This window comes from Hymenobacter terrigena, assembly GCF_054776515.1.
In genome coordinates this window covers 790,283-816,114 of sequence record NZ_BAAHBU010000003.1, presented here as the reverse complement: position 1 = coordinate 816,114, position 25,832 = coordinate 790,283, and the positions used below count along the sequence as shown (strand labels likewise).

The 25,832-nt window shown below is 60.8% G+C and carries 25 protein-coding genes, 1 tRNA gene and 1 pseudogene; 9 read left to right on the top strand and 18 right to left on the bottom strand.

What is annotated here, in order from left to right; translation table 11 throughout:
* Position 1: 1 nt before the first annotated feature.
* The 6 genes from ACYU7Q_RS16565 to ACYU7Q_RS16540 form a co-directional block, all read right to left on the bottom strand.
* Positions 2-283, bottom strand: coding sequence for a hypothetical protein (locus tag ACYU7Q_RS16565; protein WP_460610553.1), 282 nt, complete (start codon positions 281-283; stop codon positions 2-4).
* Positions 284-1,449: 1,166 nt separating this feature from the next.
* Positions 1,450-1,587: an integrase core domain-containing protein gene (locus ACYU7Q_RS16560; RefSeq protein WP_460610552.1), complete on the bottom strand. Its 138-nt coding sequence runs from the start codon at positions 1,585-1,587 to the stop codon at positions 1,450-1,452.
* A gap of 297 nt (positions 1,588-1,884) precedes the next feature.
* Entirely contained in the window at positions 1,885-2,496 is a 612-nt protein-coding gene (locus tag ACYU7Q_RS16555; protein ID WP_460610551.1) for a hypothetical protein, read from the bottom strand.
* A 50-nt stretch (positions 2,497-2,546) separates the two neighbouring features.
* Positions 2,547-4,154 (bottom strand): hypothetical protein, encoded by a 1,608-nt coding sequence (locus ACYU7Q_RS16550; protein WP_460610550.1) that lies wholly within the window; start codon positions 4,152-4,154, stop codon positions 2,547-2,549.
* Between the two features lie 415 nt (positions 4,155-4,569).
* Positions 4,570-5,325 (bottom strand): energy transducer TonB, encoded by a 756-nt coding sequence (locus ACYU7Q_RS16545; RefSeq protein ID WP_460610549.1) that lies wholly within the window; start codon positions 5,323-5,325, stop codon positions 4,570-4,572.
* A gap of 195 nt (positions 5,326-5,520) precedes the next feature.
* The gene (locus ACYU7Q_RS16540) at positions 5,521-5,850 is read right to left on the bottom strand and encodes a hypothetical protein (protein WP_460610548.1); all 330 of its coding nucleotides are present in this window, start codon (positions 5,848-5,850) and stop codon (positions 5,521-5,523) included.
* An 88-nt stretch (positions 5,851-5,938) separates the two neighbouring features.
* Between ACYU7Q_RS16540 and ACYU7Q_RS16535 the strand changes: the two genes are divergently transcribed.
* The gene (locus ACYU7Q_RS16535; RefSeq protein WP_460610547.1) at positions 5,939-6,232 is read left to right on the top strand and encodes a hypothetical protein; all 294 of its coding nucleotides are present in this window, start codon (positions 5,939-5,941) and stop codon (positions 6,230-6,232) included.
* Between the two features lie 10 nt (positions 6,233-6,242).
* On the opposite strand, the gene ACYU7Q_RS16530 is transcribed toward ACYU7Q_RS16535, so the two are convergent.
* The 3 genes from ACYU7Q_RS16530 to ACYU7Q_RS16520 form a co-directional block, all read right to left on the bottom strand.
* Positions 6,243-6,380 carry a hypothetical protein gene (locus ACYU7Q_RS16530; RefSeq protein WP_460610546.1) on the bottom strand — a complete coding sequence of 46 codons (138 nt, stop codon included), beginning with the start codon at positions 6,378-6,380 and terminating at the stop codon, positions 6,243-6,245.
* A gap of 204 nt (positions 6,381-6,584) precedes the next feature.
* A complete protein-coding gene (locus ACYU7Q_RS16525) occupies positions 6,585-7,433 on the bottom strand; it encodes a T9SS type A sorting domain-containing protein (protein WP_460610545.1) in 849 nt (282 codons plus the stop codon).
* A 72-nt stretch (positions 7,434-7,505) separates the two neighbouring features.
* Entirely contained in the window at positions 7,506-7,997 is a 492-nt protein-coding gene (locus ACYU7Q_RS16520; protein WP_460610544.1) for a CehA/McbA family metallohydrolase domain-containing protein, read from the bottom strand.
* A 208-nt stretch (positions 7,998-8,205) separates the two neighbouring features.
* Here ACYU7Q_RS16520 and ACYU7Q_RS16515 point away from each other — a divergent pair, with 208 nt between their 5' ends.
* The gene (locus tag ACYU7Q_RS16515) at positions 8,206-9,348 is read left to right on the top strand and encodes an HNH endonuclease family protein (protein WP_460610543.1); all 1,143 of its coding nucleotides are present in this window, start codon (positions 8,206-8,208) and stop codon (positions 9,346-9,348) included.
* A 45-nt stretch (positions 9,349-9,393) separates the two neighbouring features.
* Here the strand turns inward: ACYU7Q_RS16515 and ACYU7Q_RS16510 are convergent, their stop codons facing one another.
* Positions 9,394-9,657, bottom strand: a complete 264-nt coding sequence (locus tag ACYU7Q_RS16510; RefSeq protein ID WP_460610542.1) for a hypothetical protein — start codon at positions 9,655-9,657, stop codon at positions 9,394-9,396.
* Positions 9,658-11,079: 1,422 nt separating this feature from the next.
* On the opposite strand from ACYU7Q_RS16510, the gene ACYU7Q_RS16505 reads away from it, so the two are divergent.
* Positions 11,080-11,796, top strand: coding sequence for a hypothetical protein (locus tag ACYU7Q_RS16505; RefSeq protein ID WP_460610541.1), 717 nt, complete (start codon positions 11,080-11,082; stop codon positions 11,794-11,796).
* A gap of 114 nt (positions 11,797-11,910) precedes the next feature.
* Here the strand turns inward: ACYU7Q_RS16505 and ACYU7Q_RS16500 are convergent.
* From ACYU7Q_RS16500 to ACYU7Q_RS16490, 3 genes are all read right to left on the bottom strand, one after another.
* A tRNA-Arg gene (locus ACYU7Q_RS16500) sits at positions 11,911-11,982 on the bottom strand.
* Positions 11,983-12,143: 161 nt separating this feature from the next.
* Positions 12,144-13,340, bottom strand: a complete 1,197-nt coding sequence (sucC, locus tag ACYU7Q_RS16495; protein WP_460610540.1) for a succinate--CoA ligase subunit beta — start codon at positions 13,338-13,340, stop codon at positions 12,144-12,146.
* Between the two features lie 105 nt (positions 13,341-13,445).
* Positions 13,446-14,618 (bottom strand): glycoside hydrolase family 113, encoded by a 1,173-nt coding sequence (locus ACYU7Q_RS16490; RefSeq protein WP_460610539.1) that lies wholly within the window; start codon positions 14,616-14,618, stop codon positions 13,446-13,448.
* A 135-nt stretch (positions 14,619-14,753) separates the two neighbouring features.
* Between ACYU7Q_RS16490 and ACYU7Q_RS16485 the strand changes: the two genes are divergently transcribed.
* Positions 14,754-15,413, top strand: coding sequence for an ABC transporter ATP-binding protein (locus ACYU7Q_RS16485; RefSeq protein WP_460610538.1), 660 nt, complete (start codon positions 14,754-14,756; stop codon positions 15,411-15,413).
* A 115-nt stretch (positions 15,414-15,528) separates the two neighbouring features.
* Here the strand turns inward: ACYU7Q_RS16485 and ACYU7Q_RS16480 are convergent, their stop codons facing one another.
* Positions 15,529-16,431 (bottom strand): COG4315 family predicted lipoprotein, encoded by a 903-nt coding sequence (locus ACYU7Q_RS16480; RefSeq protein ID WP_460610537.1) that lies wholly within the window; start codon positions 16,429-16,431, stop codon positions 15,529-15,531.
* 576 nt (positions 16,432-17,007) lie between these two features.
* Here ACYU7Q_RS16480 and ACYU7Q_RS16475 point away from each other — a divergent pair.
* On the top strand, positions 17,008-17,799 hold the full coding sequence (locus tag ACYU7Q_RS16475; RefSeq protein WP_460610536.1) for a hypothetical protein: 792 nt from the start codon (positions 17,008-17,010) through the stop codon (positions 17,797-17,799).
* A gap of 112 nt (positions 17,800-17,911) precedes the next feature.
* Here the strand turns inward: ACYU7Q_RS16475 and ACYU7Q_RS16470 are convergent, their stop codons facing one another.
* Positions 17,912-18,928, bottom strand: a complete 1,017-nt coding sequence (locus ACYU7Q_RS16470; RefSeq protein WP_460610535.1) for a DUF1259 domain-containing protein — start codon at positions 18,926-18,928, stop codon at positions 17,912-17,914.
* Positions 18,929-19,133: 205 nt separating this feature from the next.
* On the opposite strand from ACYU7Q_RS16470, the pseudogene ACYU7Q_RS16465 reads away from it, so the two are divergent.
* Positions 19,134-19,229, top strand: a pseudogene (locus tag ACYU7Q_RS16465) (IS5/IS1182 family transposase); the annotation flags it as partial.
* Positions 19,230-19,248: 19 nt separating this feature from the next.
* On the opposite strand, the gene ACYU7Q_RS16460 reads toward ACYU7Q_RS16465, so the two are convergent.
* Together ACYU7Q_RS16460 and ACYU7Q_RS16455 are read right to left on the bottom strand one after the other, a co-directional pair.
* Complete coding sequence (locus ACYU7Q_RS16460) at positions 19,249-19,554, bottom strand: hypothetical protein (RefSeq protein ID WP_460610534.1); 306 nt, start codon at positions 19,552-19,554, stop codon at positions 19,249-19,251.
* Between the two features lie 36 nt (positions 19,555-19,590).
* Positions 19,591-19,833, bottom strand: a complete 243-nt coding sequence (locus ACYU7Q_RS16455) for a hypothetical protein (RefSeq protein WP_460610533.1) — start codon at positions 19,831-19,833, stop codon at positions 19,591-19,593.
* Between the two features lie 254 nt (positions 19,834-20,087).
* Here ACYU7Q_RS16455 and ACYU7Q_RS16450 point away from each other — a divergent pair, with 254 nt between their 5' ends.
* Complete coding sequence (locus ACYU7Q_RS16450; protein WP_460610532.1) at positions 20,088-22,037, top strand: RecQ family ATP-dependent DNA helicase; 1,950 nt, start codon at positions 20,088-20,090, stop codon at positions 22,035-22,037.
* Between the two features lie 29 nt (positions 22,038-22,066).
* Complete coding sequence (locus ACYU7Q_RS16445) at positions 22,067-22,963, top strand: alpha/beta hydrolase (protein ID WP_460610531.1); 897 nt, start codon at positions 22,067-22,069, stop codon at positions 22,961-22,963.
* Positions 22,964-23,014: 51 nt separating this feature from the next.
* On the opposite strand, the gene ACYU7Q_RS16440 is transcribed toward ACYU7Q_RS16445, so the two are convergent.
* Complete coding sequence (locus tag ACYU7Q_RS16440) at positions 23,015-23,314, bottom strand: rhodanese-like domain-containing protein (RefSeq protein ID WP_460610530.1); 300 nt, start codon at positions 23,312-23,314, stop codon at positions 23,015-23,017.
* A 175-nt stretch (positions 23,315-23,489) separates the two neighbouring features.
* Between ACYU7Q_RS16440 and ACYU7Q_RS16435 the strand changes: the two genes are divergently transcribed.
* Positions 23,490-25,832 (top strand): endonuclease, encoded by a 2,343-nt coding sequence (locus ACYU7Q_RS16435; RefSeq protein ID WP_460610529.1) that lies wholly within the window; start codon positions 23,490-23,492, stop codon positions 25,830-25,832.

Genomic DNA, 25,832 nt, shown 5'->3' with positions numbered 1-25,832 from the left:
CTCAATCAATACGGTTAGTAAATGCGCCAAGCAGTTTTCTGCCGAAAGAGGCATTTCTATCATAATGGTCGCGGGTGGTAACTAGTCTGTCTCCTGTTGAGCTAGTACGTGACGAAAGCACAAAATTATCCGAGCCTGCGACTGCGCCAAGTACCTCAGCATGTGACAACTGCGCCTCATTGGCAATATCTTGGACAGGATGGAAGATAGCGTGGCTATTAATATTTAGTTTTTGAAGCGCCACGGCAATTTTACCAGTCACCTCGTCGGAAGTAGTTTGCATATGGCTATGGAAAAAGGACCAGATGAGAATATGCGTATCGCCTCGCGATGAGAAAAATGTATTATATATCGGCAATGGCCGCTTTACAACTACAGCTCATTGCCCATCCATGACTAATCCAATCTATTGCTTATATGTGCCGCCCTTCGATACTTTTAGCATTAGGGATAGGAATATTGTAAAACACGTTAATTATACCCCCCCATACATCAGTGCCAGCACTTAATTTACAGGTAGCAGGTCAAGTTTTTGCCTTCGGCAATAGTTTACAAGCAGCAAATATGCGCCAAGTGGGTAAGTGAGCAGATGCGGTGCGATGGCAATAGCGGTGGCCGGCGAAGGATTAATGCAAAACCTTCTGCCACCAAGCTGTATTTCAGCATGCTTCTGTTGAGAAAACGCGCCATTATTGCCTTCTTATAGCAGCTTATGCGAAGCCCCTGCGGCCGTCTATGCTAGTAGTTCAACGCGGCCTGTAGGTGCTTGCGGTCGCGTTTGACATTGGAGAGGCTGATGCCGGTCAGTTCCACGGTCTCAGCCACCGACAGGCCTTTTTTCGAGCGCTTTGCGCACTTTGGCCAGGTTCTCGGCGTCGAGCCCCTTGGGCCGGCCGATGTGCTTGCCTTGGGCGACGGCCAGCTGCTGGCCGGCTTTGGTCTTCTCCAGGATGCTCTCGCGGTCATATTCAGCCAGCGAGGCGAACTATGGCTTTCTGGGCTATCCTTAGCGGTGTGGTAAGACTGATAGGGAGATTGAATTGGCTGGAAGCTGCCATTCGGCGACAGGACTTGCCCGAAGTGCTTTTATTCGCTAGCTGCTTCCCCAGCTAGGCAGTTCAGCAGCTTTTCGGCGTCCTCTTTTAAGTATGCGGTGCCGCCTGGGTGAGGAAGACCACCGTGTAGACGACTTCACTGAGCACCACTTGGGCACCCTCGTCCAGCAGCAGGAAAGTAGGCATCCGCGTACGCAGAAAGAAGACGCTAAACGACGCTACTCATCCATTGAAGCGTTCTGGTTAGACATCCCTAGAGGAAAACCTGGCCCGGGGATCCGGAACGGAGGTGGTCTAGCTAAGCCGGACACAATTGGGACGTGGTTTTGAATTGGGTTTCGAAGTGGTTGGGCACGAGATAGCCGAGCGCGGAGTGGCGGCGCTCGGCGTTGTATTAGGCGATGAGGTGGCTGATTTCAAGCTTGGCTTCGGCCAGGCCGGGGAAGCTACCGCCGTCAAGCAACTCGGCTTTGAAACGGCTTTTAAACGATTCCGCGTGGGCGTTGTCGTAGCAGTTGCCGCGTCGGCTCATGCTCTGCCAAGCCCCCGTAGCGGGTAAGAAGTTGCTTAAAGCGGGTGGCCGTGTACTGGCTGCCCTGGTCCGAATGCACGATGAGCCCGGCCGGGGGCGGCACACGGCCGGGGCCCGGCGCAAGGCCTCACTGACCAAGTCCTCCGGCATGGTATCGCGCACGTCTCAGCCCACGACTTTACGCGAGTAGCGGTCCAGGCAGGTGCCCAAGGAGCTAAGCCCAACGCACGCTGCTTCTCAAAACGAGGCAAATCAAAGAATAAGCCACTCCAACACGCGGCTCTTTGCTTGCCCCATTTACGCCTGTTTCTTGCCCTTCTTCACCTTCCCAACCAAGGCCAAAGCCGGGTTAGCGGCCACAAACGAATTAGGCAAGGCAATGCCTCCTTTCCCTAGACGCTTGCTAATGAAATGGGCCAATAACTCTCCAATCCAAGCCAAGCGAGGTTTCAGCCACTTAGCCTGTTTTAAACAGGTGATTTCGCCGAGTTCCAGCACCAATTCTGCATCCGAGGTGATACAGGCCTTAAATCCATAGTACTGGCGCAGGTCGACAGTAAAGTTATCCGGCATCCAACCGTACGGCCAATAGTTGGAATACAACGCTTTCCACTCATCCGCGGCGGGTTTATCTGAATCATAGTCGTAGCCAATGGAAGCCCGGCTATCGCAAGGGGAATCAGAACCGTCAAAATGAATAAAAATGGCGAGGGCCACCTCATACACCCCATCCAATAGCGCAGGTTTACGAATAACGGAAATGCCGGCAGCTCGAAGCGCCGCAGTTGCCGCATCCGCTACGATGGGCGTCCACTCTATTTCCCTACCCAAGGGGCCTTCCGCCCCGGTTTTACCAGTAAGACGGCCTTCGTGGCCGGCCTGAATGAGAACGTCTGCCTGTTCGGACATGATAAGGGGCATTAAATTTCAACTAGCTAATGAATAGTGTGAGCACATTATCACGCCAGGGCGTGCAGTAACTCTTGTTTCAGCAAGGCTCCATCCCAGTACTGCAGGTGCGCGGCGATGGGGGTACTAGCCGCCGGGTCGACTACATTCCGGACCCGGAGTGACACTGGAGAAGGCAGGTGCAGGGGCAACTCATAAAATTCAAGCTTGCCACTGACTACATCTGCATTGGCGTACAGATTAACCCACGAAATAAGGGCACGGGCTTTTCGATCCCGAATCATGGGCTGCACCGACGCCGCTAAGCCGTCGCGTATGGGCGCCTCCGGGTGCTGGGAATCGAAGAGAAACGCCGTCTTGTCGAGCGGAGAGCCAAAAGTGAGCAGCGTCGGGGTACGCGCGGCCACGTGCAATCCGCCGTGGGTGGTCTCGTCAAGCCTGAGCATGGCATTGAGCGTGTCGTAGGTAATGACCGAGCCCAGGGAATGCCCGGCGAGCACGAGGCGGTCGTAGAGGAAAGCGGGAGCGGCTGGCTGGGCTCCAGCGCCCGTGGTTTGCCGGGCGCCGTAAAGCAGACGCGCCGTGCGCGCGCCCGTCTGCTTAATCTGCTCGCGCACCTTATGAAACTTATCAACCTTGTAGGAATCCAGGTAGATGGCGGTATCGCCGAGGTACTGGATGAAAAAAGAGCGCACCCACAGGCTCACGCCCAGAGCCGTGGCCCAAATCAGTCCGATCAGGACAGGACGGGGAGTAGGCGCGAGATAGGCCCGAGCCCAGTCCCATCGCCAGGTAAAACGGTGCAGCGGGCCGCTGATGAACGGGGTTTTTCCGGATGGAGAGGCTTCGTGCAGCAACAGATAATGTCGCCCCATTGCCCAAGCGGTATACCCCACCGCGACCAGCAACACGACCAGGCCAACCCAAGCTACGGCCGTCAGCACGCGATTCAACCGGGGCAGACGGCGGCTTTCCCAGCTTAGCGCCAGGGTTCCTCCCACGCCGGCCACCACGGCCAGTATGCGGATCAAGTCCACGGTCAGCTGATCGACCAGTTGAGAAGAGACGAAGGCTTGGCCAATCAATCCTACTGCGTGGGCGCCGGCAACGAGCATGAGGACCGTATTGATAACCACGAGGGAGGCCACCACCCCCAAAGCGACCAGAAGCGAGAGGGGCGTGCGCAGGGGGCGGTCGTAGACCTGCTCCTGGCCGAACACCCACCGCTGAAAGCGATGCCGGCACTGCCAGAGGCCCCGAGTACCGGCAGCACCGAGGAAGTTCACCACCTCCGTAAGCGAGATGCGACTCTCGGTCAGCGGGGCCCAATACACCTCGTACACGTGGACTTGGCGTGTACCGTTCCGCGCTGTTGCTACTTGAATCTCGGCACGGGGCAGCCACTCCTCTTGCTTAGGATCGGCCGGGTCTGTGAAACGAACATGTCGGACCAGGGGAGCAGGGGCCTGGGGGTCATGCAGGCGTTCAGCAAGGGAGCTGAGGGTTTCAAAGGGAACCTGTTGGCCCATGCCGTGGCAAATCAGGACAGCAATGGGTTTAGTTGCGGCCGGGTCGAGGCTCCATGCCGGCGGATCATGCAAAAAAGAGAGTTGCTCGCTGGATGCGTCGACGTCGACCGGGTGATCGTGCTTGTTCATGCGATGAGATTATCCAATGAGCCTACCATGCGATTGCAGCTGATCAAATGTCCGCGTAGCTCCACCCTTGCGCATCAGTGCCACCACTGAAAGGCAAGCGGTTGCTTGACGATATCAGGGTATAAATTCATATTGCCCACCGAGTTCATCGATGTGGGGCTAATAGATTTTCTCATGTACTTGGAGAAGGCTTGGTAAGAATACTCTTGAGCTGCCTGTTGTTTTTCAATCTGCTATTGGCGGGCGAGGACCACGTATTCGTGGAATGGCAGAAGTGAAGCCCCCCTTTCTTCCGGCCGTTTAAGTAAACAAGTGCTTATCCACGCACGAACTCGCACTAGATTTAAAACCTACCTTGCGGAACAAGTGTCGAGCGTGGGTAGCTACCCCGGCATTACAGGCTCTTCATCTTTTTTCACCGGGCACTAAAGGAGAACGTCAACACCGATTGTGCGGCAATGGGCGCCCCGTTCCGGCGGGCCGGGGCAAAGCCCGGCAGCAGCATGACAACCCGCTGGGCCTCGGCGGGGCAGCCCCAGCCCACCGTCCCAATGGTTTCTACGTTGGTGATGCGCCCGTCCACCTGCACGGTGAACAGGACGTGCACAATGCCTTTGCGCCCAAAAACATGCGCCTGCAGGGGGTAATGCAAGTGTTTCTGCGCGAACCGCTGCAATCCGGCTTTGCCGCCGGGAAAGCCAGGCCGCTCGTCTTCCGGGGCCAGTTCAACGCCGTGAGAATCGCTCAGTAGCGACTGGCCCGCCCTTGTCGATGCGGGGATTGGCGCATCGCGCACATCGAGCAACACCAAGCCCAACGGGTCCGCCTGTGGCGGGGTAACGCCCGCGGGTGCGGTTCCGTACCCGTAGACCGCCACCAGTACGGCCAACAACACACTGCCCAAGGCGACCCCGTTAGCCGCCAGCGGCCGGCTTTTTAGCCGCAGCCCCCCAACGAGTCCCGCGCTGACGAGCAGGTACCACAGCCAGACCCACCCTTCTTTTTCTGCCCCGGCGTAGAGGGCAAAAACCGCCCATAGCAGGATGCTGATGGCCCCCGCCGCAAGGGAACCGATAACGGCCACGCAAGCGCCGTAAGCCCGGCGGTCCTGAATGGTATTTTCCGGCTTGGCCATGAAAACCGTCAGCAGCACGGCGGTGGCAATGGTCACCTCCAACGCACTTCTTCCAATTTCAAACAGGGCGATTATTTTAAAGGCACTGTTTGACTGCGCCTGCCCCGAAAACGGCCAGCATACTAAAAACAAGAGAATTAGTCGGCGGCAAATAGCACTCATGGCGTCGAAGGTACACGTACCAGCTGCAAGTCACTTACCCACCCAGAGCGCTTTTTTAGGGCCCCGGTACTAGCGCTGCTTGCGGCGCAGGATGCTGCGGGTGGGTTGGGCCCCGGCCTGGGCTTGGTTGGCGCGGGGCTGGTCGGCGCGGCTGGTGCCGTGGTCGAGGTCGCGCTCGGGCAAGCCGTTGGGAAACGTGGGGCTGGTCGTGCCGCCCAGGTGCTTGGTGGTGTAGCCCTTTGGGTACGCGGGCACGGCCGCCGCCGGCACCGCGCCGGATGAAGGCGGCAGGCCCGTTGTCTGCGGCACGGGCGGCGTGGCAGGCTTGCGGGGTATCTGGGCCCAAGCGGTGGCGGCAGCTAGGGGCATGAGGAGGGCGAGCAGCGGAAGCGTACGCATGAGCAGGGGCGATTAGGGAGTCGGTGGCTTTGGCTTGTACGGCGAACGGGCCATGGAGGTCACAGGGCGTTGTGGTACCTTCCCGCCCATGAAGCACCTGCTACTCCAGGCGGCCCTGCTCGCGTGTTCCTTCGCCGCGCCGGCCCAGACGCATCACCCCCGCACGACCCACAAAACCGTCGCCCACCACGCTGCGGCCAAAGTCAAAGTCAAGACCAAACACGCCACCGGCCCCACGGTGTACTACTGCGACAGCGGCAATACGGTCAAGTACCACGCCTCGCCCGGCTGCCGGGGCCTGGCCCGGTGCGGGGCCAGCGTCGTGCCCATCTCTTTGGCCTCGGCCCAGCAGTCGATGGAGCCGTGCAAGTGGTGTTATTAGGGTAGCGGCCTTACAATGCCTTGAGGTAGTGCTCCCACAACGCCCAGCTCAGGCCGCTCGCCGCGGCGATGCCCATGACGGCATAGACGACCCGCTCCTGACGTGCGCGCAGGGCGTCGAAGTGCGAACGAAGGGTGCTGAATTTCATGGCACAAGCAACGAGGGAGTAGTCCGGTAATACCACCGCCGCGTCGGCCGGGTTGCGGTAGAAACGTTACCAAATCGTTACGTTGGGCACGAGCCCACCCAGCGAGGCTTTGTGGGCCTATGCCACGAACAAAGGTGTAGGGAAGGTCCACGAAAAAGCCCCGACCAACCGGTCAGGGCTTTTTCGTTATAGACCAATGAACGCTTATTCCACCACCAGCTTACGGAAAGTCGCGGCCCCGTCGTGCACGAGGCGCACGGTGTAGAGGCCAGCAGCCAGCCCGGCTATGGGCACGTCCAGCGTGTGCGGCCCCGCGCCCTGGGCCTGCGCCGAAGCCAGCGCCCGCACGGGACGGCCCAACTCGTCGAGTACGTCAGCGCTCACCGTCGCCCCGGCTTCCAGGTAATACGACACCGTTACCGAACCGCCAGCCACGGCCGGATTAGGGAACACATCCACGGGCAGCGCCGCCTGGGCCGCTACGGTCGCCGTGGCCGCCGTGCGTGTGTACCAGATGGGAGAGGTGACGATGCGGTCGCCGTCGGCCTGCACAATCACGGCGTAGTAGTAGGCCGTGCCCATCAGCGCCGGGTCGGTATAGCTCAGGGCCACTGACCCTGCAGCGGCCGAGGCCACGCTCACGGCCGGCGTGCCCGAGCCCGGTACGCCGCGCATCAGGGTGATGCTCGTCACAGCCTCGTGGTCGGCGTCAGCGTAGCCCACGGCCAGCGGGGCCGCGGCGGGTCCGCTGGCAATCGTGCCCATGGGCTGCCCGGCCAGCGTGAGCGTGACCTGGGCGTTCCAGTCGTCGGAGCCGTAGAAGCGGCGGGCGCGCAAAGCCTGCAGCAGGTTGGCCTCGCTCAGGCCGGGGGCCAGCACCACGAGCCGGCCGTGGGTGGTGCGGCCAAACGTCGTGTTGTGGTTGTCGTGGTCCAGGCTCACCCCGACGTGGTAGCCCTTGGCCAGCATCGTGCGGAACGTGCTCTCGTAGCTCGTGCCCACGGCGTTGTAGAGCGTCGAGGCCGAAGTGGCCGGTCCCGAGCGCAGGGGCACGCCCACCAGGGCCGAGTCGGCCCGGGGGCTGAAAGCCGTCGCGCTGCCGGCCAGGTTGCCGTAGTCCCCGCTCTACGGGTGGGCAAACAGGGCAAAGGCCCCCGGCACGTTGTTAATCTTGCGCATCAGGCCCTGATAGTCGTTCTTGGTCACGAACTCGTCGTAGTTGCCCGCCTCCCAGCCGTAGAGCTTGTGCACCCCGTAGACGAGCATGTGGCCCCCACCAGAGATAACCCCCCACTCCGTACCATGCAGGGCCACAAACGTTGGTGTGGTGGCCTGCGTGGCCTGGGCCCGGCCCAGGGCGTAGCTGGGCAGGTTCATGCCGGCCTGGGAATGGTTGTGCTCAGAGAGGCCCAGAAAGTCGAAGTGCAGCGAGGCGCTGGCAAACTGGTAGTCCTGCAGCGGCGTGTTGCTACCCGAAGTGGCGGCGTCCTGGTTGCCGTCGCTGTAGGCCGAGTGGGCGTGCAGGTTGCCGTAGTAAAAGTTGTAGGTGGGGGCCTGGGCGCGGGCAGTAGCGGCCGTCAGCAAGCCGCAGGCAAGGAACGTAAAGAATGAATGCATAGAATTAAATGGGTGGGAGACAAGGGGGACAAATCTACCGGTCGGCCAATGATGGTTCGGTGAAAAGCTCCTCAATGCCTATATGTTATGCCTCAGGTAAAGGCAATCCGGCGATAGTGCTATCTTTCATGACCGGCCCTATGCTCGAGCAAAAGGCGTTGACACTCGTCATCTTCCCCAAAGTCACGGAGCCTACCTTGCCCTCCATATGACGTCCTCCTCCTACCCTACCGGTGAGCAGCTTATTGCCACCATCCTCAAGCACGATAATAAAACCACCAGCTACAAAATCGCCCTGCTCCGGGCCCTGAATGATATTGCCCTGGCTTACCCGGGAATTACGGACCACGTCGCCGTGCCCCTCAAGCGCATCGCCGACCTCTGGGCGGCCTACTACTGGCCATTCATGGACGAAGCTCAGCCGGTTTATCAAGGAGGCCGCTCCTTTCGGGATGGGGTGTTTCGCAACGACCTGAGCTTTCGCCCGGCATTAACCCAGCTGAAGGCATTATACCCCAGTCAGTCTCCTTCCGACGGGTTCTTCCTGCTAGCCGAAATGCGCACCCCTCGGCGCCGAGCGCAATATGCCCCAGCGCTGCTCCAGGCTCATGACGTATCCATCCGTCAAATCACCCAAGCGGTGGCCATGCCCATCAAATTTGCTGGCGAGGGCCACTGGACGGTGTTTACCAAACCGGATCAAGCCCAGAACCTGCGGGCCCACCCCCTGCCTGGCACCTTGCCCCAGGATGTATGCGTCGTAGTGCCTGCCCCCCTGTGGCAGGCCTTCCATAACCTATCCCTGTACGTAGAGGCCCTCTGCCTGCACGAGTGGAGCCTGTTCACCCAGCAAGTAAAACAGGACACTCCGTGTTCCCGGGGCCAGGCCTACATGCTATTAACTGCCCGTCCCGATAACCGACGCCCTTTGCAATGGGAAAGGAATCAGGTCGATGTGTTGCTCTATGAAGGGGTTCCGTTCACTTGCCCCTGGACGCAGAAAAGGATTGTCCAACCGCAGGAATATGACCTGGACCACTTGCTGCCCTTGTCCATTTACCCCATCAACGAGCTCTGGAACCTGCTGCCGGTGGATAAGGTATTTAATCAACGGGTGAAGCGCAACCGCCTGGCATCTCCGGAACGGTTAGCCCAAGCCCGACCCTGGCTGGCCCGGGCCTATGAGCAGTACGCCCACTCCCCGGCTTTGCACCGTGCCATCCACGAAGACGCCACCCTGCGCTTTGCTGGTATAAATGCTGCGAAGGGGAATTTCGCCGCTTCCCTCGCCCAGCATGCGACTCAGTTCATCGACGAGGTAGCGACCGCTCGCTTTATCACCCGGTTTTAGCAAAAAAAGAAGGCTCCTGTTAGCAGGAGCCTTCTTTTTTTGGACTTAGGCTTTCTTGGGCCGGCCCGGCTTTTTCGGCGCGGCCCCATCACCGGCGGCCTGCTCGGCCCGGGGCTGCCGGGGCTTACGGGTTTTCGGCGTCGCCACGTACTCGTCGGAAAGCACCGTTTCCATCTCGCCGAGCGCGGCCTGCAGGGCACTTAAGGCCGAGGTTACTTTTCGCAAGGAGCGCTTCAGTTCCGCTTTGACGGCGTCGGCTTGCTGCGCCGATTCTACGACTTTCTGGAATTCATCAAAGTTGAGGGCCATACAGTAAATGGGTAAGTGATGCAGTCAAAGATAATCGGCGGCTTCTTAGCTCGTCGGCCCTATATCCATCCCTCAACCATTTGCTGTGACATACTACCGGCCGAAAGCACATCCAGTTCCGGGGCAGATTCAATAGCATCGACCCTGCTCCGGTACGTGCCATAGGAGGTGCTCAATCCATTATCGTTCGGCCATATGGATACGGGTAGTGGCGTTGACCTGCTCCACATCGCCGTTGACCACCACGCCTTTCCCGCAACGTTGTTGTCCTGCCTTGGCCTAATTGCGGCACTTATTTGCTGTGCCCCCGTACCCCATACGAGCCGTAAATCACCAGCTGATTTCGCTACTGAATCAGCGTTCGACACTTGGGGTATAATCGGTTAGATAGCTTGCCACGACAACTAGGTGTTAGCAGCGTCTTTTCCTAGCGCATTCACTGTTGAAAACAGACATCATTTTTAGCGCGGTTTATTGGTTGCGAGTTCGCTATAGCGGCTACCGAATATCGGGCTAATAGCGTGCTTTATGTACACGACTCTACGCGTAACGTTGGACCATTTTTGGAAGCCCCTCGCTGTACTGCGCCGTGGCTTACAGCAGCTGCGTCAGGCACCCTGAGGTCACCAAATATCCCTTCTCCAAGGGTCAAGGAGCTGGCAGGAGAAGCACCCCCAATTGCTACGTAGAAGGCCGTGGAAAAGCATGCGATTTTGCACGACACGATATGGGTTGCGTTATTGCTATGGATTGCTACAAGGGCCGCGTTTCAAGCGTTATTGCGCCCCACCTGCTGAAACTAATTACAGGGCATGAGCATACCATCGTTTCGCTCCGGGTTCTTGGTCTGCGGCCGCGCTAGCAGTGGTGCAATGGGCACCGCAGTACTAGCCTGTTTTTACGGTGAACGCGAGACTATAATCATGGTGCAACAACCGGTCGTTTCACATACAACTCATAATGGGATGTGATTCCGGTGGGGAACACTACGTGAGCCATGTTTCAACCGATTTTGTGGGTCGAGCCACTTGACGCAAAACCTGGTGAAAGCATGGTCATGAAAGCCTGGTCATTTTTCTTACCCATAAACAGGGGTAGCGCTTGTATCTGCGTTAGTGGCAAAAGCTACCATTCCAGCGTGGCTTTCGTGCCTGGACGTCATCCTGCTCCGGGTTCCACGCACCCTGTTCAAGCTCGCAGGACAAGGTGCGCCTTCGAAGGACTACACCTCACTACTGACCTTCTGGGAGCACGCATCTATTGCCCATTTGCCGACAGCTACCTTCCTTGGCGGAAGCCCGGCCAGCCACGTTCAAATAGCCACTCGATGTCCTCTTAAGCATGGATAAAACGCTGAAGAGTCAGTTTCAGCAGGGGCACGTCGTAACTTAAGCATATACTCAACACCATCCCCAAGTTTGTATGCCCGCCCGCTCCGACGAAGCCGACCCCATCCCCACCCGCGTCATGCTTGCCGACCTGGCCGGCGCTCCACAGGCCCTGGCCAAGTTGCGTGGAGGAGGCAGCCAGAATGCTTTGCTTGTGCCCCTGCTCGAAGCCGTAGCGACGCGCCTGACACCAGATGCTGCTCTGCCCACGGCCAAAGCCCTGCAGCAGCGCAGCGGCCTATCGCCAGCGGCCTTTAAGCGCGAGCTAGCCGCGCTATACCAAGCCTTCCTTACGGCGCTGGAAACCCAGCCTGACTTCCTCACCTTTCGTCACCTCGAGCATTGCCTGGTGGTGGGCGGACGCCGCAAGTCCCTCTCGATTCGCTGCCGCTTGCCGACCACCCCGCAGCTGGGCGAAGGCATCGAACTCGGCTTCATCAGCGGGGCCACCGGCGGGGACACTTACTACGTGGACCGCATCCTGTCGGAATACACCGAGGACATCATTACCACCTACGTGTATTTAAAGCCCGGTTACTACGACCCCTACCTGTGGCAGCTGCGCGCCCGGGCACGGTTCGAAGGCAAGCTGCCCTTTGCCATTGAAAAAGAGATGGGTGAGTTCGAGGTGCAGGACTACCTGCGCTCACTTTACGGGCAGGGGCCTAAAGCTGGCACCGGAGCGCCCGCACCGCTGCCCCAGCGCGGGGGACAGGACACAAGGAGGAAACGCGGGGGTCAATGGAATTGAGCAGGGAATAGCGCTGGCCATGTCCTCTGGGCGCATCTTTTTTTATCCTTGTCCCCCAGACTGTCCCCCGGAAAAGCAAAAACCCCACTTCCAGCTTGGAAATGGGGTTTTTAGTGGCCACGTTAGGAATCGAACCTAAATCAAGAGCTTCGGAAACTCTCATACTATCCGTTGTACGACGTGGCCGGGTTTGGATAGGACTGCAAAAGTAGCCGCAAAAGCCTCGGCAGCCAAATACCAAGGCTGTTTTTCTATTCGACCGTTGCAGCTGCGGACCGACGGAACAGCCCAAAAAAGCCTCGCCGACACAACATCGGCGAGGCTTTTAACTTCGAGGTTTCAGCAGCTTAGGCGTTAGCCAGCACTTCTTTTACACGGGCGGCAGCATCCTTCAGCAGCGTGGCCGAGTACACTTTCAGGCCGCTTTCGTCGATGATGCGGGCGCCTTCTTCGGCGTTGGTGCCTTGCAGGCGCACGATGATGGGCACGCGGATGTCGCCGATTTTCTTGTAGGCTTCCACCACGCCGTTGGCCACCCGGTCGCAACGTACGATGCCGCCGAAGATGTTAATCAGGATGGCTTTCACGTTCGGGTCCTTCAGGATGATGCGGAAACCCGCTTCCACCGTCTGGGCGTTGGCTCCGCCGCCTACGTCGAGGAAGTTGGCAGGCTCGCCACCCGAAAGCTTGATGATGTCCATGGTGGCCATGGCCAGGCCGGCGCCGTTCACCATGCAGCCCACGTTGCCGTCGAGCTTCACGTAGTTCAGGTTGCTGTTCGAGGCTTCCACTTCCAGCGGGTCTTCCTCGTTGAGGTCGCGCAGGGCCACAAAATCCTTGTGGCGGTACAGGGCGTTTTCGTCCAGCGTCACCTTGGCGTCAACGGCCAGGATTTTGTTGTCCGACGTTTTCAGCACCGGGTTGATTTCGAACATGCTCGAATCGGTTTCGTCGTAGGCCTTGTACAGGGCGGTTACGAACTTCACCATTTCCTTCTGCGCTTCGCCCTCGAGGCCGAGGTTGAAGGCAATTTTGCGGGCCTGGAAGCCTTGCAGGCCCACGGCGGGGTCCACGTGCTCGTGGTGGATTTTTTCGGGATGCGCCTCGGCCACTTCCTCGATGTCCATGCCACCTTCGGTGGTGTAGATGATGACGTTTTTGCCCAGCGCTCGGTCCAGCAGCACGCTCATGTAATATTCCTTCGGCTCCGAAGCGCCGGGGTAGTACACATCCTGCGCCACCAATACCTTGTGCACCTTGCGGCCTTCGGGGCCGGTTTGCTTGGTGATGAGCTGCATGCCGATGATGTCATTGGCGATGTCTTTCACCTTATCGATGCCTTTGGCGAGCTTCACTCCGCCCCCTTTGCCCCGGCCCCCGGCGTGGATTTGCGCCTTGATGACGTACCAGCTGGTGCCGGTTTCGGCGGTCAGTTTTTCGGCGGCGGCCACGGCCTCCTCGGGAGTATCGGCCACGATGCCTTCCTGCACGCGGACGCCGTATTTTTTCAGGATTTCTTTGCCCTGATATTCGTGAATGTTCATAAAAACGGGTAAGGGGTGGTTTTGAGCTACGCGACCTTGCGGTTGGTGGCACGAAAGTACGGCGGCCGGCCCTGATTGTAGCAAACGAATGCGCGTGGCGCGAACTTACTGCCCGTACCAGCGGGCCAAAACGGCCTCGGCGGGCTTGTGCTGGGGTGTGAAGTCGGCGTGACGGCGGGCCGGGCCGTCGGCCGCCAGGCCCGGGTACCACTTCCAGATAAACATCCCTTTGAGCCATGGCAGCCCCCAGCAGGCCCGGAACAGCGCCTCGTAGCAGCGCGCCTGGGTGGCTTCGTCGGGCGTTTGCAGGGCGGCTGTGCGCTCGGGCCATTCCCAAGGTTTGGCGGCGGCGTCGGGCGTGGTTTTATAGCCCACTTCGGTGAAGACTACCGGCTTTTTGATTTTTTTCTGCCACCGGGCCAGCTTTTGCAGATGGGGCTGCCAGCCGCGCAGCAGCGTATCGAGCGGCGGGCTGGCGGCCGGACTCAGCGGGAAATACGCCTGAATGCCCACGTAGTCGAGCGCGTCCCAGAACCGGATTTGCTCGTACTCGCCGCTCCAGTTGGCGGCGTAGGTGAGCGGGCCGTGGTACACCCGCCGAATCTGGCGAATCAGGCTGCGCCAGGCTTTTTCGTGGGCTGGCTCGGTGGCGTGCTGCAGCTCGGTGCCGATGCACAAGCCATCCAGATGTGCGGATTCGGCCAGCGCGGCGTAGTGCAGAATAAACGTGGCGTAGCTGGCAAACCACGCGTCCCAGGCGGCCGGGCTGGCCATGTTGATGTCGCCGGGCCAGGTGCTACGGCCGCGCACCCACAAATGCGGCTTGAGCAGCGTGCGGATGCCGTGCTGCCGCGCTTGATGGGCGGTGAATTCAATGCCGGCGTCGCTTTCGCCCCACAAACCGAAGCGGCCGCCGGGCCGGGCGGTGTGCAGCTGCACGGCCGGCTCGGCGGGGCCGGCTTGCCAGCCAAAGGGCATCTGGGCAATCCAGCTCACGTGGTCGTGCAGCAGCGGAGCCAGCTCGGCGGCCGTTACCGAATCGCCGCCTACCCAGCTCACGCCGCGCAGGCGCGTGCTGTCCGGCCCTACTCCCCCCTGGCCGCGCGGCGCAAACGCCGCCCCGAAAGCCGATGGCATCGTGGCCAAATCCTGGGCCTGGCGGGCGGTTTCGGCGGGGCTGGCGGTGCGGCGCGGCCAGTGCCACAGGCCCAGCAACGGCAGCAGGGCGAGCAACGCCAGCGGCCACCAGCGGCGCACCCTAGAAAAAGGAAGCGGCATGGAAGAAAAATGCGTCAAGGCGGGGAATCGGTTTGCGCTTAATCGACTGGCTACGTATAGGAGGCGGCATGGCACCGCCCGGATTGTGCGTAGCTTTGCCACTACCGCTTCATTCACGTCTATCGCTGCCCGCCGTTGCTGCAAGCTATCAACATTCACAAGAGCTACAATTCCCTGAACGTACTCAAGGGCATCGATTTGACGATTGAAAAGTCGGAAATCGTGAGCATTGTCGGTTCCTCGGGGGCCGGCAAAAGCACGCTGCTGCACATTCTGGGCACGCTCGACACGCCGGACTCGGGCGATATCCTCTTCGATGGCGAGTCGGTGAGCGCGCTGGGGCGCAACGATTTGGCCCGGTTCCGCAACCGCCACATCGGCTTCATCTTCCAGTTTCACAACCTGCTGCCCGAGTTCACGGCCCTCGAAAACGTGTGCCTGCCCGCTTACCTGGCCGGCCGCTCCGAGAAGGAAGTGCGCGTGCGGGCCCGCGAGCTGCTCGGGATGCTGAACATGGAATTCCGCGCCGACCACAAGCCCAGCGAGATGAGCGGCGGCGAACAGCAGCGCGTGTCCGTGGCCCGCGCCCTGATTAACTCGCCCGAAATCATCTTCGCCGACGAGCCCAGCGGCAACCTCGACACCAAAAACGCCCAGGAACTGCACCAGATTTTCTTCCTGCTGCGCAAGGAACTGGGCCAGACCTTCGTCATCGTGACGCACAACGACCAGCTGGCCGAAATGGCCGACCGCAAGATTGTGATGCGCGACGGCCACATTCTGGAAGGCGGCTAAGAGCCGGCAGGCATTGCTAAATAAAAAAGAACGTCAGGCGGTGCCCGCCGTCGCCCTCCTGCAATAGGGCGGCCGGCAGGGTTGGCCTGACGTTCTGGTTTTACCGGGGCGAGCCTTAGGGCGCGGCCACGTACCATTTATCGCCGGAATCGTCGAAATCGTGGCCTTCGGCGTGGCCGCGGGTGGCGTTGTCGCCGGCGTAGTAGTAGAGCGGGTGGCCTTTATAGGTGAGTTGCTCGCGGCTGCTGGTAGTAGTGCCGTAAGGGCCGGAGGTTGTGCTGGCTTCGCGGGTGATGGTGGCAAAATCAGTCGTTTTCAGGGACGAAGGCGCAACCGCCGTGCTTAGGTAAAAAGCGGGCCAGATGGCGGCGCAGCCCCCCGTGCAGTTGGTGGTCTGGGTGGTGGGGTTGCTGTTATCCTTGGCGAAGTAGTACAGCGTGCGGCCCTGCCCGTCCACGAGGAAGGTTTTGCTCGATACGACGTGCGTGGTTTTGTCCTCGACGTTTTTGCTGGCCAGCAGCACGTTGTAAGCCGGGTTCACCACGTGCCAGATGCCGCCAATGGCATTGCCGCCGGTGAGGCCGGGCGCTTCGCGGGTATTAACGCCGCTAGCGGCCGGGGCGTAGTAGTAGAGCGGCCAGCCCTTGTAGGTGGTTTGCGGGCGGCCGTCGGTGGTGTTCTTGGTGGCAAAATCGGCTGCGGCCAGGGCTTTGGGCACTTTTATGTTGGCTTCGTAGTACACCGGCCACTGGGGGTTGCAGGTGGCGCTGGTGCAGGTGTTGGTGCCATCGATGTCGCGGGCGAAGAAGTAGAGCGTGTTGCCATTGGCATCGGTGAGGTAGTTGCCAAGCGTGGCCGAAGTGGCCACTTTCACATTGGCTACGGCATCGGGGTCGTCGGGCGTGGTGGTGGAGTCCTTTTTGCAGCTGACGACCAGCAGGCTCGACAGGCATAGCAGGACCAAGCTCAGGCCAGCCGACCACAGGCGCAACGACGGAAAGTTTACTGGTTTTTGCATGACATATAAGGCGTAAGCGTTTGGTTTAAAATGGGTTGCAGGTAAAACAATCGAGAAAATTCAGGCACCGACAAGCCCACACGCCACCAGCTGGCAAAGCCGGGGAGCAGCCCCGACAGTATCGGGGGCAGGAAAAAGTCAGATGAAGGCGGCAGGTAGCGCTGCGAGCAGCCGGGAACGCAGCGCCGGGTCCCAGGCCGGGCGCGGTTTGGCGGGCTTTGCTGAGCGCATCTCCACGCGGGCCCTGGGATGGCCCGCTGGCGTCGGGGGTACAACTACCTACTCGGAGCGGGCCGGCAAAAGGTTGTTTGAGCAGCGATAAAATCGGTTGGGCGGCTTCAATGGCTACCAGCTTCGGGCCGGCATGCTAATGGGTGGGCTGTCGGCAAAGACTATTTTTACCAGCGCGGCGCCCCTCCCAAGCGTGTTAGTTTTTAATATTTTTACTAATGCACACAACTACTTGATATACACCATTAAATTTTACTAAAAATTCTGGCTTTTCTGGCACGTTTCTTTCTATCTTTAGGTTATAAACCCGAACATCAGTTGGACACATTGCTAAAGAACAAAGCCATGAACGAGGCCCCTAAAACCACCAAGGACATTACCAAAAAAGTTAAAGTCGAGAGCTTCGATATTGCCCGCTCCGATGAGACGCTGGATTTGGCGAAGGACCTCGCTAAGTTCATTAAAGACAACAAACTCACCACCAACGTACAAGGCAAAGAATTTGTGAACGTGGAGGGCTGGCAGTACGCTGGTTCGCGCCTGGGCATTGTGCCCATCGTGGAGCACGTTATTAACGTGAGCAGCCCCGAGGAAATGAAGTACCAGGCTAAGGTGACGCTGTTTGACCTGCGCCACGGCACGACGGTGGGCGCTGGCTTCGCGGTGTGCTCGAACAAGGAGAGCGGCAAGAAATTCTACCAGGAATTTGCCATCATGAGCATGGCCCAGACCCGCGCTATCGGCAAAGCCTACCGCAACTGTCTGGCTTGGATTATCCGTGCCGCCGGCTACGAGCCCACGCCTGCCGAGGAAATGGACTACAACACCAACACCCAGGCAGTGGCTGCTGCCCCGGCTGCAGCAGTAGCCCCGGCCGTACCGACCATGCAGGTAGTGCCCACTGAGGCTCCGGCCGTGGCCGCTGAAGCTCCCGCTGCTGCACCGGTGCAATACGCCACGGCAGCACAGAAAGAGGAAATCATCCGCCTGCTGAACCACCCGGTCATTACCCGCCCGGAGAAGACCAAGATGCTGCTCAACATCAACCGTCTCGATGAGGAGCGCGCCGTGCAGGCCATCGCCAAGCTGCGCAAAGCCATCGACGACCGTGAAAACGGCGAGAAAGCTGCCGCGTAAGTTTCAGTTTCAGCCAATAAAAAAGCCCGGTGCCGTGAGGTATCGGGCTTTTTTATTGGCTGCGTTCAGCAAACCAAGGCACGAATGGATGAATCGTAACCAAGCCATCGGCTTAGTGCTTCATGGGCATACCTTGCCCATTGCCTTTGCCCAGCACATCGAGCGCCGCACGGAACCCACTGGCTAGCTGGGCAGCCGGGCCCCGGCCGTAATAATGCAAAAATATCATGCGAGGCTGGTCAAAGAGCATGTGGTTGTGCACGGCAACCACTTCCAGGGCGTGCGCCAGCAGGGCCTTAATCACCTGGTTTACTTCGCGTTCCAGCATGGCAATGTCGCCGGCAATGTGGGCGTCGGCCTGTTTGCCCGCAAAGGCGGCCCAGGAGTTCAGGCCTATGGCCGCAGTCATTTCCGTGCCCATCATCACCGCCTGCAGGTCGGCGCGGCCCACGGTGTATTTGTAGGTGGGGCCGTTCACCACGCCCTGGTAGCCCACCAGGTGGTCCAGCGCCGAAAGGTCAAACAGTTCCTTACCCGTTGGCGGCGCGGGGTTGCCCACCGGAGCCGTAGCGGCAGTAGTGGGCTGGTTGGCCGGCAACAGTTTGGAATCTTTGAGGGTGGCCGCAAATTGCTTGGCCAGTTCCCCCGGCGCGCCCATGCCGTGGATGTGCATGTAAACAATGCGCGGCTCCTCGTAGAAAAAGTGGTTGTGCACCGCCCCGATTTCCAACCCGTTGGCCAGGGCCGCCGACATCAGCGGGTTTACTTCTTCCGGCAGCAGCACCGTGTCGCTCATGAGCATGGCCGACCGGCCATCCAGGGTGTGCTTGAGGGCCACCCAGCCGCCAAAACCAAACGAAATGGGCACCGGCTCACCTTTGATGCTCACCCTCAAGTCGTTGCGCGGCAGGGGCGTGGTGTGCGTGGCCTGCGCTTCAACGTAGGTGCCCTTTTTGCCCAGCGCCGCCTCAATGGCCGCGATTTCGCCCGCCGTCAGGGCCGGGGTCTTGCCCGCTGCGGGCGGCGCTATCGCACGGGCGGCAGCGGGCACCGCCCCCAGCAGAACGGGCGTGGTGGCTAATGCAGCCGTTTTAATCCAGTCGCGGCGGGAAAGGTGGGAATCACTCATGGAAGAAGGATAGCGGAAACAAGCAAAGAACTGACCATCAACGCAAGTAAGGCCAGCCATTAACGCTTGTTTATGGCAACTTGTTTATCTCCTGGCGTTCCTCAAACTGTTTTACTGAGCCTATTGCGGCCTCAGTGACCAGGAGCCACGGCGCTGCTGCACCGGCCTTGCCCGTGGGGCGGGCCAAATGACGGAGTGCCGCCCCAAGCAGTTTCGCCGCCTCGCCACGCGCTACGACAAAACCGCCAGCAGCTACCTCGGCTTTGTGCACTTCGTCTGCGCTATGCTTTGGCTACGATAACGATAATCGTCCGTACAACCTAATCGGCGTCGTCTATGAGAAATAGTGGGCTCAGGCGCAACTGCTGCAAGCAGGCAAGCAGGGGCGCATTAACGTTGCGCAGCCACAGGGTAGCGCCGGCCTTGCGCAGCAGCAATAGCTGGGAGATAACGTGGGCCACCCCGCGCGTGCGCTGGCACTGCAATTGGCTGCAGTCGATGCACAAGGGCCCGCGCGGCGGGGCGCAGCGGGCGCGCTGCACGGCACCTGCGTCGTCAAGGTGGAGGCGGGCGGACGAATTGGCCTGGGCCATGGGGGCCTGCGGGGCAAAAGGAGTTGGTTTCATGGGCGTCGCAGAAGATAAGGTGAAGGAATAGGGCCGTTACCCGACGGTTGCCAGCAGCCGCTGGAGCTCGGCGTCACTGCCCACCGGTCCACGGTAGCGCAATTGGCCCGCCGCGGCCCGGCCAGCGTAGAGTTCGACTTCCTGATGGCCGTCCGGCACAAAGGCCCGCACAATGCCCTTGGCGCTGGGCCGCACGTAGGTGAGGCCCGGAGTCGTGCCCTCAATGGGCGTCCAGCTAATGGAAAAAAAACCGGCCTGAGTCAAGAGAAACGAAAGCATATAAATCTTTAAATGTTAAATATAAGCATTGTTGCAAAGTTTGCTAGCACTCTGCTAATAATTTCTATGCATAAATACGGATATAGCGACCGATTACTACGGATATTGGGTACTCCCGGTGCCTCCGCCGGCAAAGCCTAACCGGTCCGGAAGGCAACGACTTACAGCTCCATTTTTGCCAATTTATGGGCCTTAACGCCCCCTCAACGGCATAGTAAAGTTTCGTTAGTATTCGTCGGCAGTACCTTCGCCCCATGTCCTCCGCTCCTACCGAAACCTCACCCCTGGCGCTGCTGCGCGAGCATTGGGGCCACACGGCCTTCCGGCCGGGGCAGGCGGAAATCATCAATTCCGTTCTAAACGGGCACGATACGCTGGCATTGCTGCCCACGGGCGGCGGCAAGAGCATCTGCTTTCAGGTTCCTGCTTTGGCACGGCCGGGCATCTGCATTGTGGTGTCGCCGCTGATTGCGCTGATGAAGGACCAGGTAGACAACCTGCGCAAGCGCGGGCTGAAAGCGGAGGCCATCTACGCGGGCATGAGCCACCAGGAAATCGACCACGCGCTGGATAATTGCGTGTACGGCCGCAGCGTGAAGTTCCTGTACGTGTCGCCCGAGCGGCTGCTCACGGAGCTGTTCCAGGTGCGGGTGGCGAAGATGAATGTGGGCCTGCTGGCCGTGGACGAGGCGCATTGCCTCTCGCAGTGGGGCTACGATTTCCGGCCGCCCTACCTGCGCATTGCCGAGCTGCGCGAGAAGCTGCCGCCGGGCACGCCGGTTATCGCCCTCACGGCCACGGCCACGGCGCAGGTGCAGGCCGACATCGTGGAGAAGCTGAAGTTTGGACCGGGCTCGGGCGTGTTTCGGCAGAGCTTTGCACGCCCCAAGCTGTCGTACTCGGTGCTGCACACGGAGGACAAGCTGCGCCGGCTGCTGGAAGTGGTGCGCGGCGTGGGGCCGAACAAAACCGCCATCGTGTACGCCCGCACCCGGCGGCAGACGGAGGACACGGCGGCTTTCCTGCAGCAGCACCGGTTTGCGGCGGCGGCCTACCACGCGGGCCTGCCGTCGGAGAAGCGCACCCAGGTGCAGCAGGCCTGGATTGCCGACAAAGTGCGCCTGATTGTGGCCACCAACGCCTTCGGCATGGGCATCGACAAGCCCGACGTGCGCCTCGTGGCCCACCTCGACGCCCCCGACACGTTGGAAGCCTACTACCAGGAGGCCGGCCGCGCCGGGCGCGATGGGCAGTACGCCTTCGCCGTGCTGCTGGCCGGCCCCAACGATGCCGACGAGCTGCGCCGCCGCACCAACCAGTCGTTTCCGCCCTTGGATACGGTGCGGCGGGTGTATCAGGCGCTGGCCAACTACTCGCGCACGGCGGTGGGCGGCGGCGAGCTGGCCGCTTTTGATTTTGACATTCAGCAGTTTGCCGAAACCTACCGCATCAAGGCCGTGGACGCGCACAACTCGCTGAAGATTTTGCAGCGCGAAGGCTTTGTGCAGCTAAACGAGGCCGTAAACCAGCCGGCGCGGGTGCACCTGATTATGAGCCACCAGGATTTGTACGCCTTCCAGGTGGCCAATGCGCAGCATGATTTGCTGATAAAGGCGCTGCTGCGGCTGCACGGCGGCGAGCTGTTTTCGGATTTCCAGACCATTTCGGAGAATGCCCTAGCTACCCACCTGCGCCGCAGCGTAGTGGAAGTGCGCCAGCAGCTGCGCTACCTGCACACGGCCGGCATCCTGCACTACCAGCCCAAGCAGGAATCGCCGCAGGCCATGTTCACCACGCCCCGCTTCGATGCGGCCAAGCTGCCCATCGACCAGGTACGGATGACGGCCGCCCGCGACCTGGCCCGCCACAAAACCAACGCCGTGGGCCAATACCTGAGCGGCACCCGCTGCCGCCAGATTCTGCTGCTCACGTACTTCGATGAAGCCGACCCCGCCCGCTGCGGCGTGTGCGACATTTGTCTGGCCGAGAAAAAAGCCGCACAGGCCGCCGCACAGGCGCCGTCGCTGCGCGAGCCGCTGCTGGCGCACATTCGGCAGGCAGCAGTATCACCGCGCGAGCTGCTGGCCGCGTTCGCGCCCGCGCAGGCGGCGGCCATCACGGCGGCAGTGCGCGAGATGGTGGACCGCGGCGAGCTGGCGTATGCGGCCGATGGCAAGCTGATGGTGCCATTGGCAAACGGCTAATTTTGCCGGCCCACCATTCCCATTCCCCCATGACTTTTCTTCACTGGCTGGCCGCGTTGCCTCTTTTCGCTGCCATCATAAGCGCAGATGCGCCTAGCCTGGCCAACCCCGGCCGCCTCGAGCACCTGGCTGATTTTCCTTCCAAATTCGTGAAGGCCCGCAATGTAGATGTGTGGCTGCCCGCGGGCTACCCGCAGCCCGGCACCCGCTACGCCGTGGTGTACATGCAGGACGGCCAGAACCTCTTCGACCCCAAAAACGCCTATGGCGGCGTGGCCTGGGAAGTAGACAGCACGCTGGCTGCTCTGGGGCCGGCCGTGCGGCCGTGCATTGTGGTGGGCGTCTGGAATACCGACCGGCGCTTTCCCGAATACACCCCGGCCAAGCCCTTTGCGGCCATGAGCCCGGCCGCAAAGGCAAAGATTGAACAGGAGCGGCCGGGCGCGCCGCTCTCCGACGCGTACCTGAAATTTGTGGTGCAGGAGCTTAAGCCCTACGTGGACAAGCACTTCCAGACCTCGCCCCGGCGGGCCGATACGTTCGTGGCCGGTTCCAGCATGGGCGGGCTGATTTCGCTTTATGCGGCGCTGGAATACCCCAAAGTGTTTGGCGGGGCGGCGTGCTTTTCCACGCACTGGCCGCTGAGTTTGAAGGAGAATACGCCGGACTTCACCACGGCCATGGTGCAGTATCTGAATAAGCAGCTCCCCCGCAGCGGTAAGCCCAAAATCTATTTTGACCACGGCTCGGCCACGCTGGATGCGTGGTATGAGCCGCACCAATTGCGCATCGACAGCGTCATGCGCACGCACGGTTACGATGCCAGCAACTGGCTGAGCCGGAGCTTCCCCGGCGCGGCCCACAACGAGGCCGCTTGGAAAAAGCGGGTGGGGCCGGCGCTGCAGTTTCTGCTGGGGCAGCAATAAGTAGGGTGCGGGGTCGTACCCGGTAGGGCTTGCCCCCGCACCCTACGTTAATTAACCGGCCGAATACTCGGTGAAACCGCCCAGCAAATTGCGCACATTGGTGAAGCCTTGCTGGGTGAGGTAGGCTTTGGCCTGCGAGGAGCGGCCGCCGCTTTTGCAATGCACGATGACTTCCTGGTCCTTCCAGGCGTCGAGGTCGTCGAGCTTGTCGGGCAGGGAGCTGAGGGGAATATTCTGGGCGGTGTCGATGCGTCCTTCTTCGTGCTCCCAGGGCTCGCGCACGTCGATGAGGTACGGGGTTTCGCCGGCTTGCAGGCGCTGGCGCAGTTCGGTGGTGGTGATGTCGGCCATGAGAAATAAGGTGGGGGTGAACGGAGGGAATGGTTGGGGCAAAAGTACGGCCCAAGTCTTCTTGGTTTCGTAACGGGCGGGCCTTCAGTCGCCCGGCCTGAATCCGTTATATTTGTTGCTTCCCTCTGCCCCCTGCGCTTATTCTCCATCCCAATACCTCTTTCTTCAGTTTCGTATGAAACAACTCTTCGCTTCGCTGCTGCTGGGGCTGGCTCTGGTGCCCGCTGCGCTGCAAGCCCAAACCTTCCCGGCTATGCCGGCAGCTCCGCCCACCAATTTGCAGGGCCAAGCCCTGCGCGACTGGCTCCGCACCAACTGGTACGACGGCAAGCGCACGGTGCTTTCCTACGCCGGCGCCCGGGCCAAAATGTATAACTACGCCGACAACTACAACAACTCGGTGACCTGCGTGTACTCGGGCTACAACACCCCGGTGCCGCTCAACTTCAACAGCTCGAACTCGTCGCCGGCGGCCAACATCAACTGCGAGCACAGCATTCCGCAGTCGTGGTTTAGCTCGGCCAACCGCATGGTGTCCGACATGCACCACCTCTACCCCACCTACATTCAGTGGAACTCGAACCGGGGCAACAACCCCTACGCCGACATTCCGGACGCCACCACCACCCTCTGGATGCGCAACACCAGCAGCCAGACCACCATCCCCACCACCAACATCGACGAGTACAGCGAGGACACCAACTCGCAGTTTGAGCCCCGCGAAGACCACAAGGGCAACGTGGCCCGCACGGCCTTCTACTTCTACACGATGCACGACACCCAGCCGGAGCTGATTGCCACCGGCCACCAGAGCATCACGGCGCTGGCCCCGCTGGCGACTCTCTACGCCTGGCACCTGGCCGACCCGGTGGATGCCCACGAAATTGAGCGCAACCGCCGCGTGGCCGCCAGCCAGGGCAACTACAACCCCTACATCGAGCACCCCGAGCTGGTGGCCCTGGCCTACGGCCTGGCGCCTCCCGGTCCGGTGTTCACGTTTGCCAGCGCTACCGGCGCCATAACCGAAGGCAACACCGGCACCAGCACCTACACCTTCACGGTGAACCTGGCCCCGGCCGCCACCACGGCCACTACGGTGCAGGTAGCTTTTGATGCCATGAACTCGACCGCCACCAGCGGCTCGGATTTCACCTTCGCCTCGCCCGCTACCGTGACCTTCCCGGCCGGCAGCACCAGCCAGACCGTGACCCTGACCGTGAATGGCGACACCCAGCCCGAAGCCGATGAAACGGTGGTGCTCAACCTGACCAACCCCGCCACCGGCACCAGCCTGGGCGGCCCCAACGTGCACACCCTCACCATCACCAACGATGACGGCACGCCGTCCACGGTGAGCTTTGCCTCGGCCGCGGGCAGCATCGTGGAAGGCAACACCGGCACCAGCACCTACACCGTGAACGTGGCCCTGACCGGCGCGGCCATCACCAGCGCCCTCACCGTGCCGGTGAACGTGGACGTGGCCAGCAGCACCGCCACTTCGCCTTCCGACTACACCCTGAACACGGCCAGCGTGACCTTCGCCGTGGGCGGAGCCACCACCCAGGCCGTGACCGTGACCGTGAACGGCGACCTGACCTTCGAACCCAACGAAACCGTGCGCCTGCGCCTGGGCACACCCTCCACTGCCACCGTGCTGGTGGGCCAGCCCAATGCCCACATCCTCACCATCACTAATGACGACGCGGCCCCAGTGGGCGCGCCCTGCACCAAGCCGTACTTCTCGCAGTACACTGAGTCGAACACGGGCAACACCAAAGTGCTCGAAATCTACAACCCCACCAACGCGCCCATGCCCCTGGCCGGCAAGAGCGTGGTGCTGTACGCCAACGGCGCTACCACCGCCACCACCACCCAGGCCCTGACCGGCACCATTGCCCCCTACGACGTGTACGTGATTGCCAACACCGGCGTGACCGATGCCGGCGTGGCCGCCCAAACCGACCTGCAAAGCGGTGTAGCTTTCTTTAACGGCGACGATGCCATTGCCCTCTTCAACGGCACCGACACGCTCGACGTGATTGGCGTGATTGGCCAGCGCCCCACCGAATGGACGGTGGCCGGCGGCGGCTCGACCCTGAACAATACCATGGTGCGCCTGCCCAACACCAACCAGGGCGGCCGCTGGAACGGCCCCTACGGCGCCGCTACCTGGACCGGCAACGGCGTAGATAACTACGCTGGCGTGGGCAGCTACACCAGTACGGCCTGCGGCGTGACCACGGCCACCCGCACCGCCGCCGGCCTGCGCACCGCCCTCGAAATCTACCCTAACCCGGCTTCCGGCAGCGTGCAGCTCCGCCTGCCCGGCCAGTCGGCCGCCCTCGCCGCCACGGTGGAAGTGCGCGACATGCTGGGCCGCGCCGTGCGCCAGCGCACCGCCGTGCTCAGCGCCACCGAGGCCGCTTCGGTGGACCTGCGCGGTCTGCCCGCCGGCCTATACGCTGTGCGCGTGCTCTCCGGCGGCGTGGAGTACGCCGGCCGCATGGTGGTGCAGTAA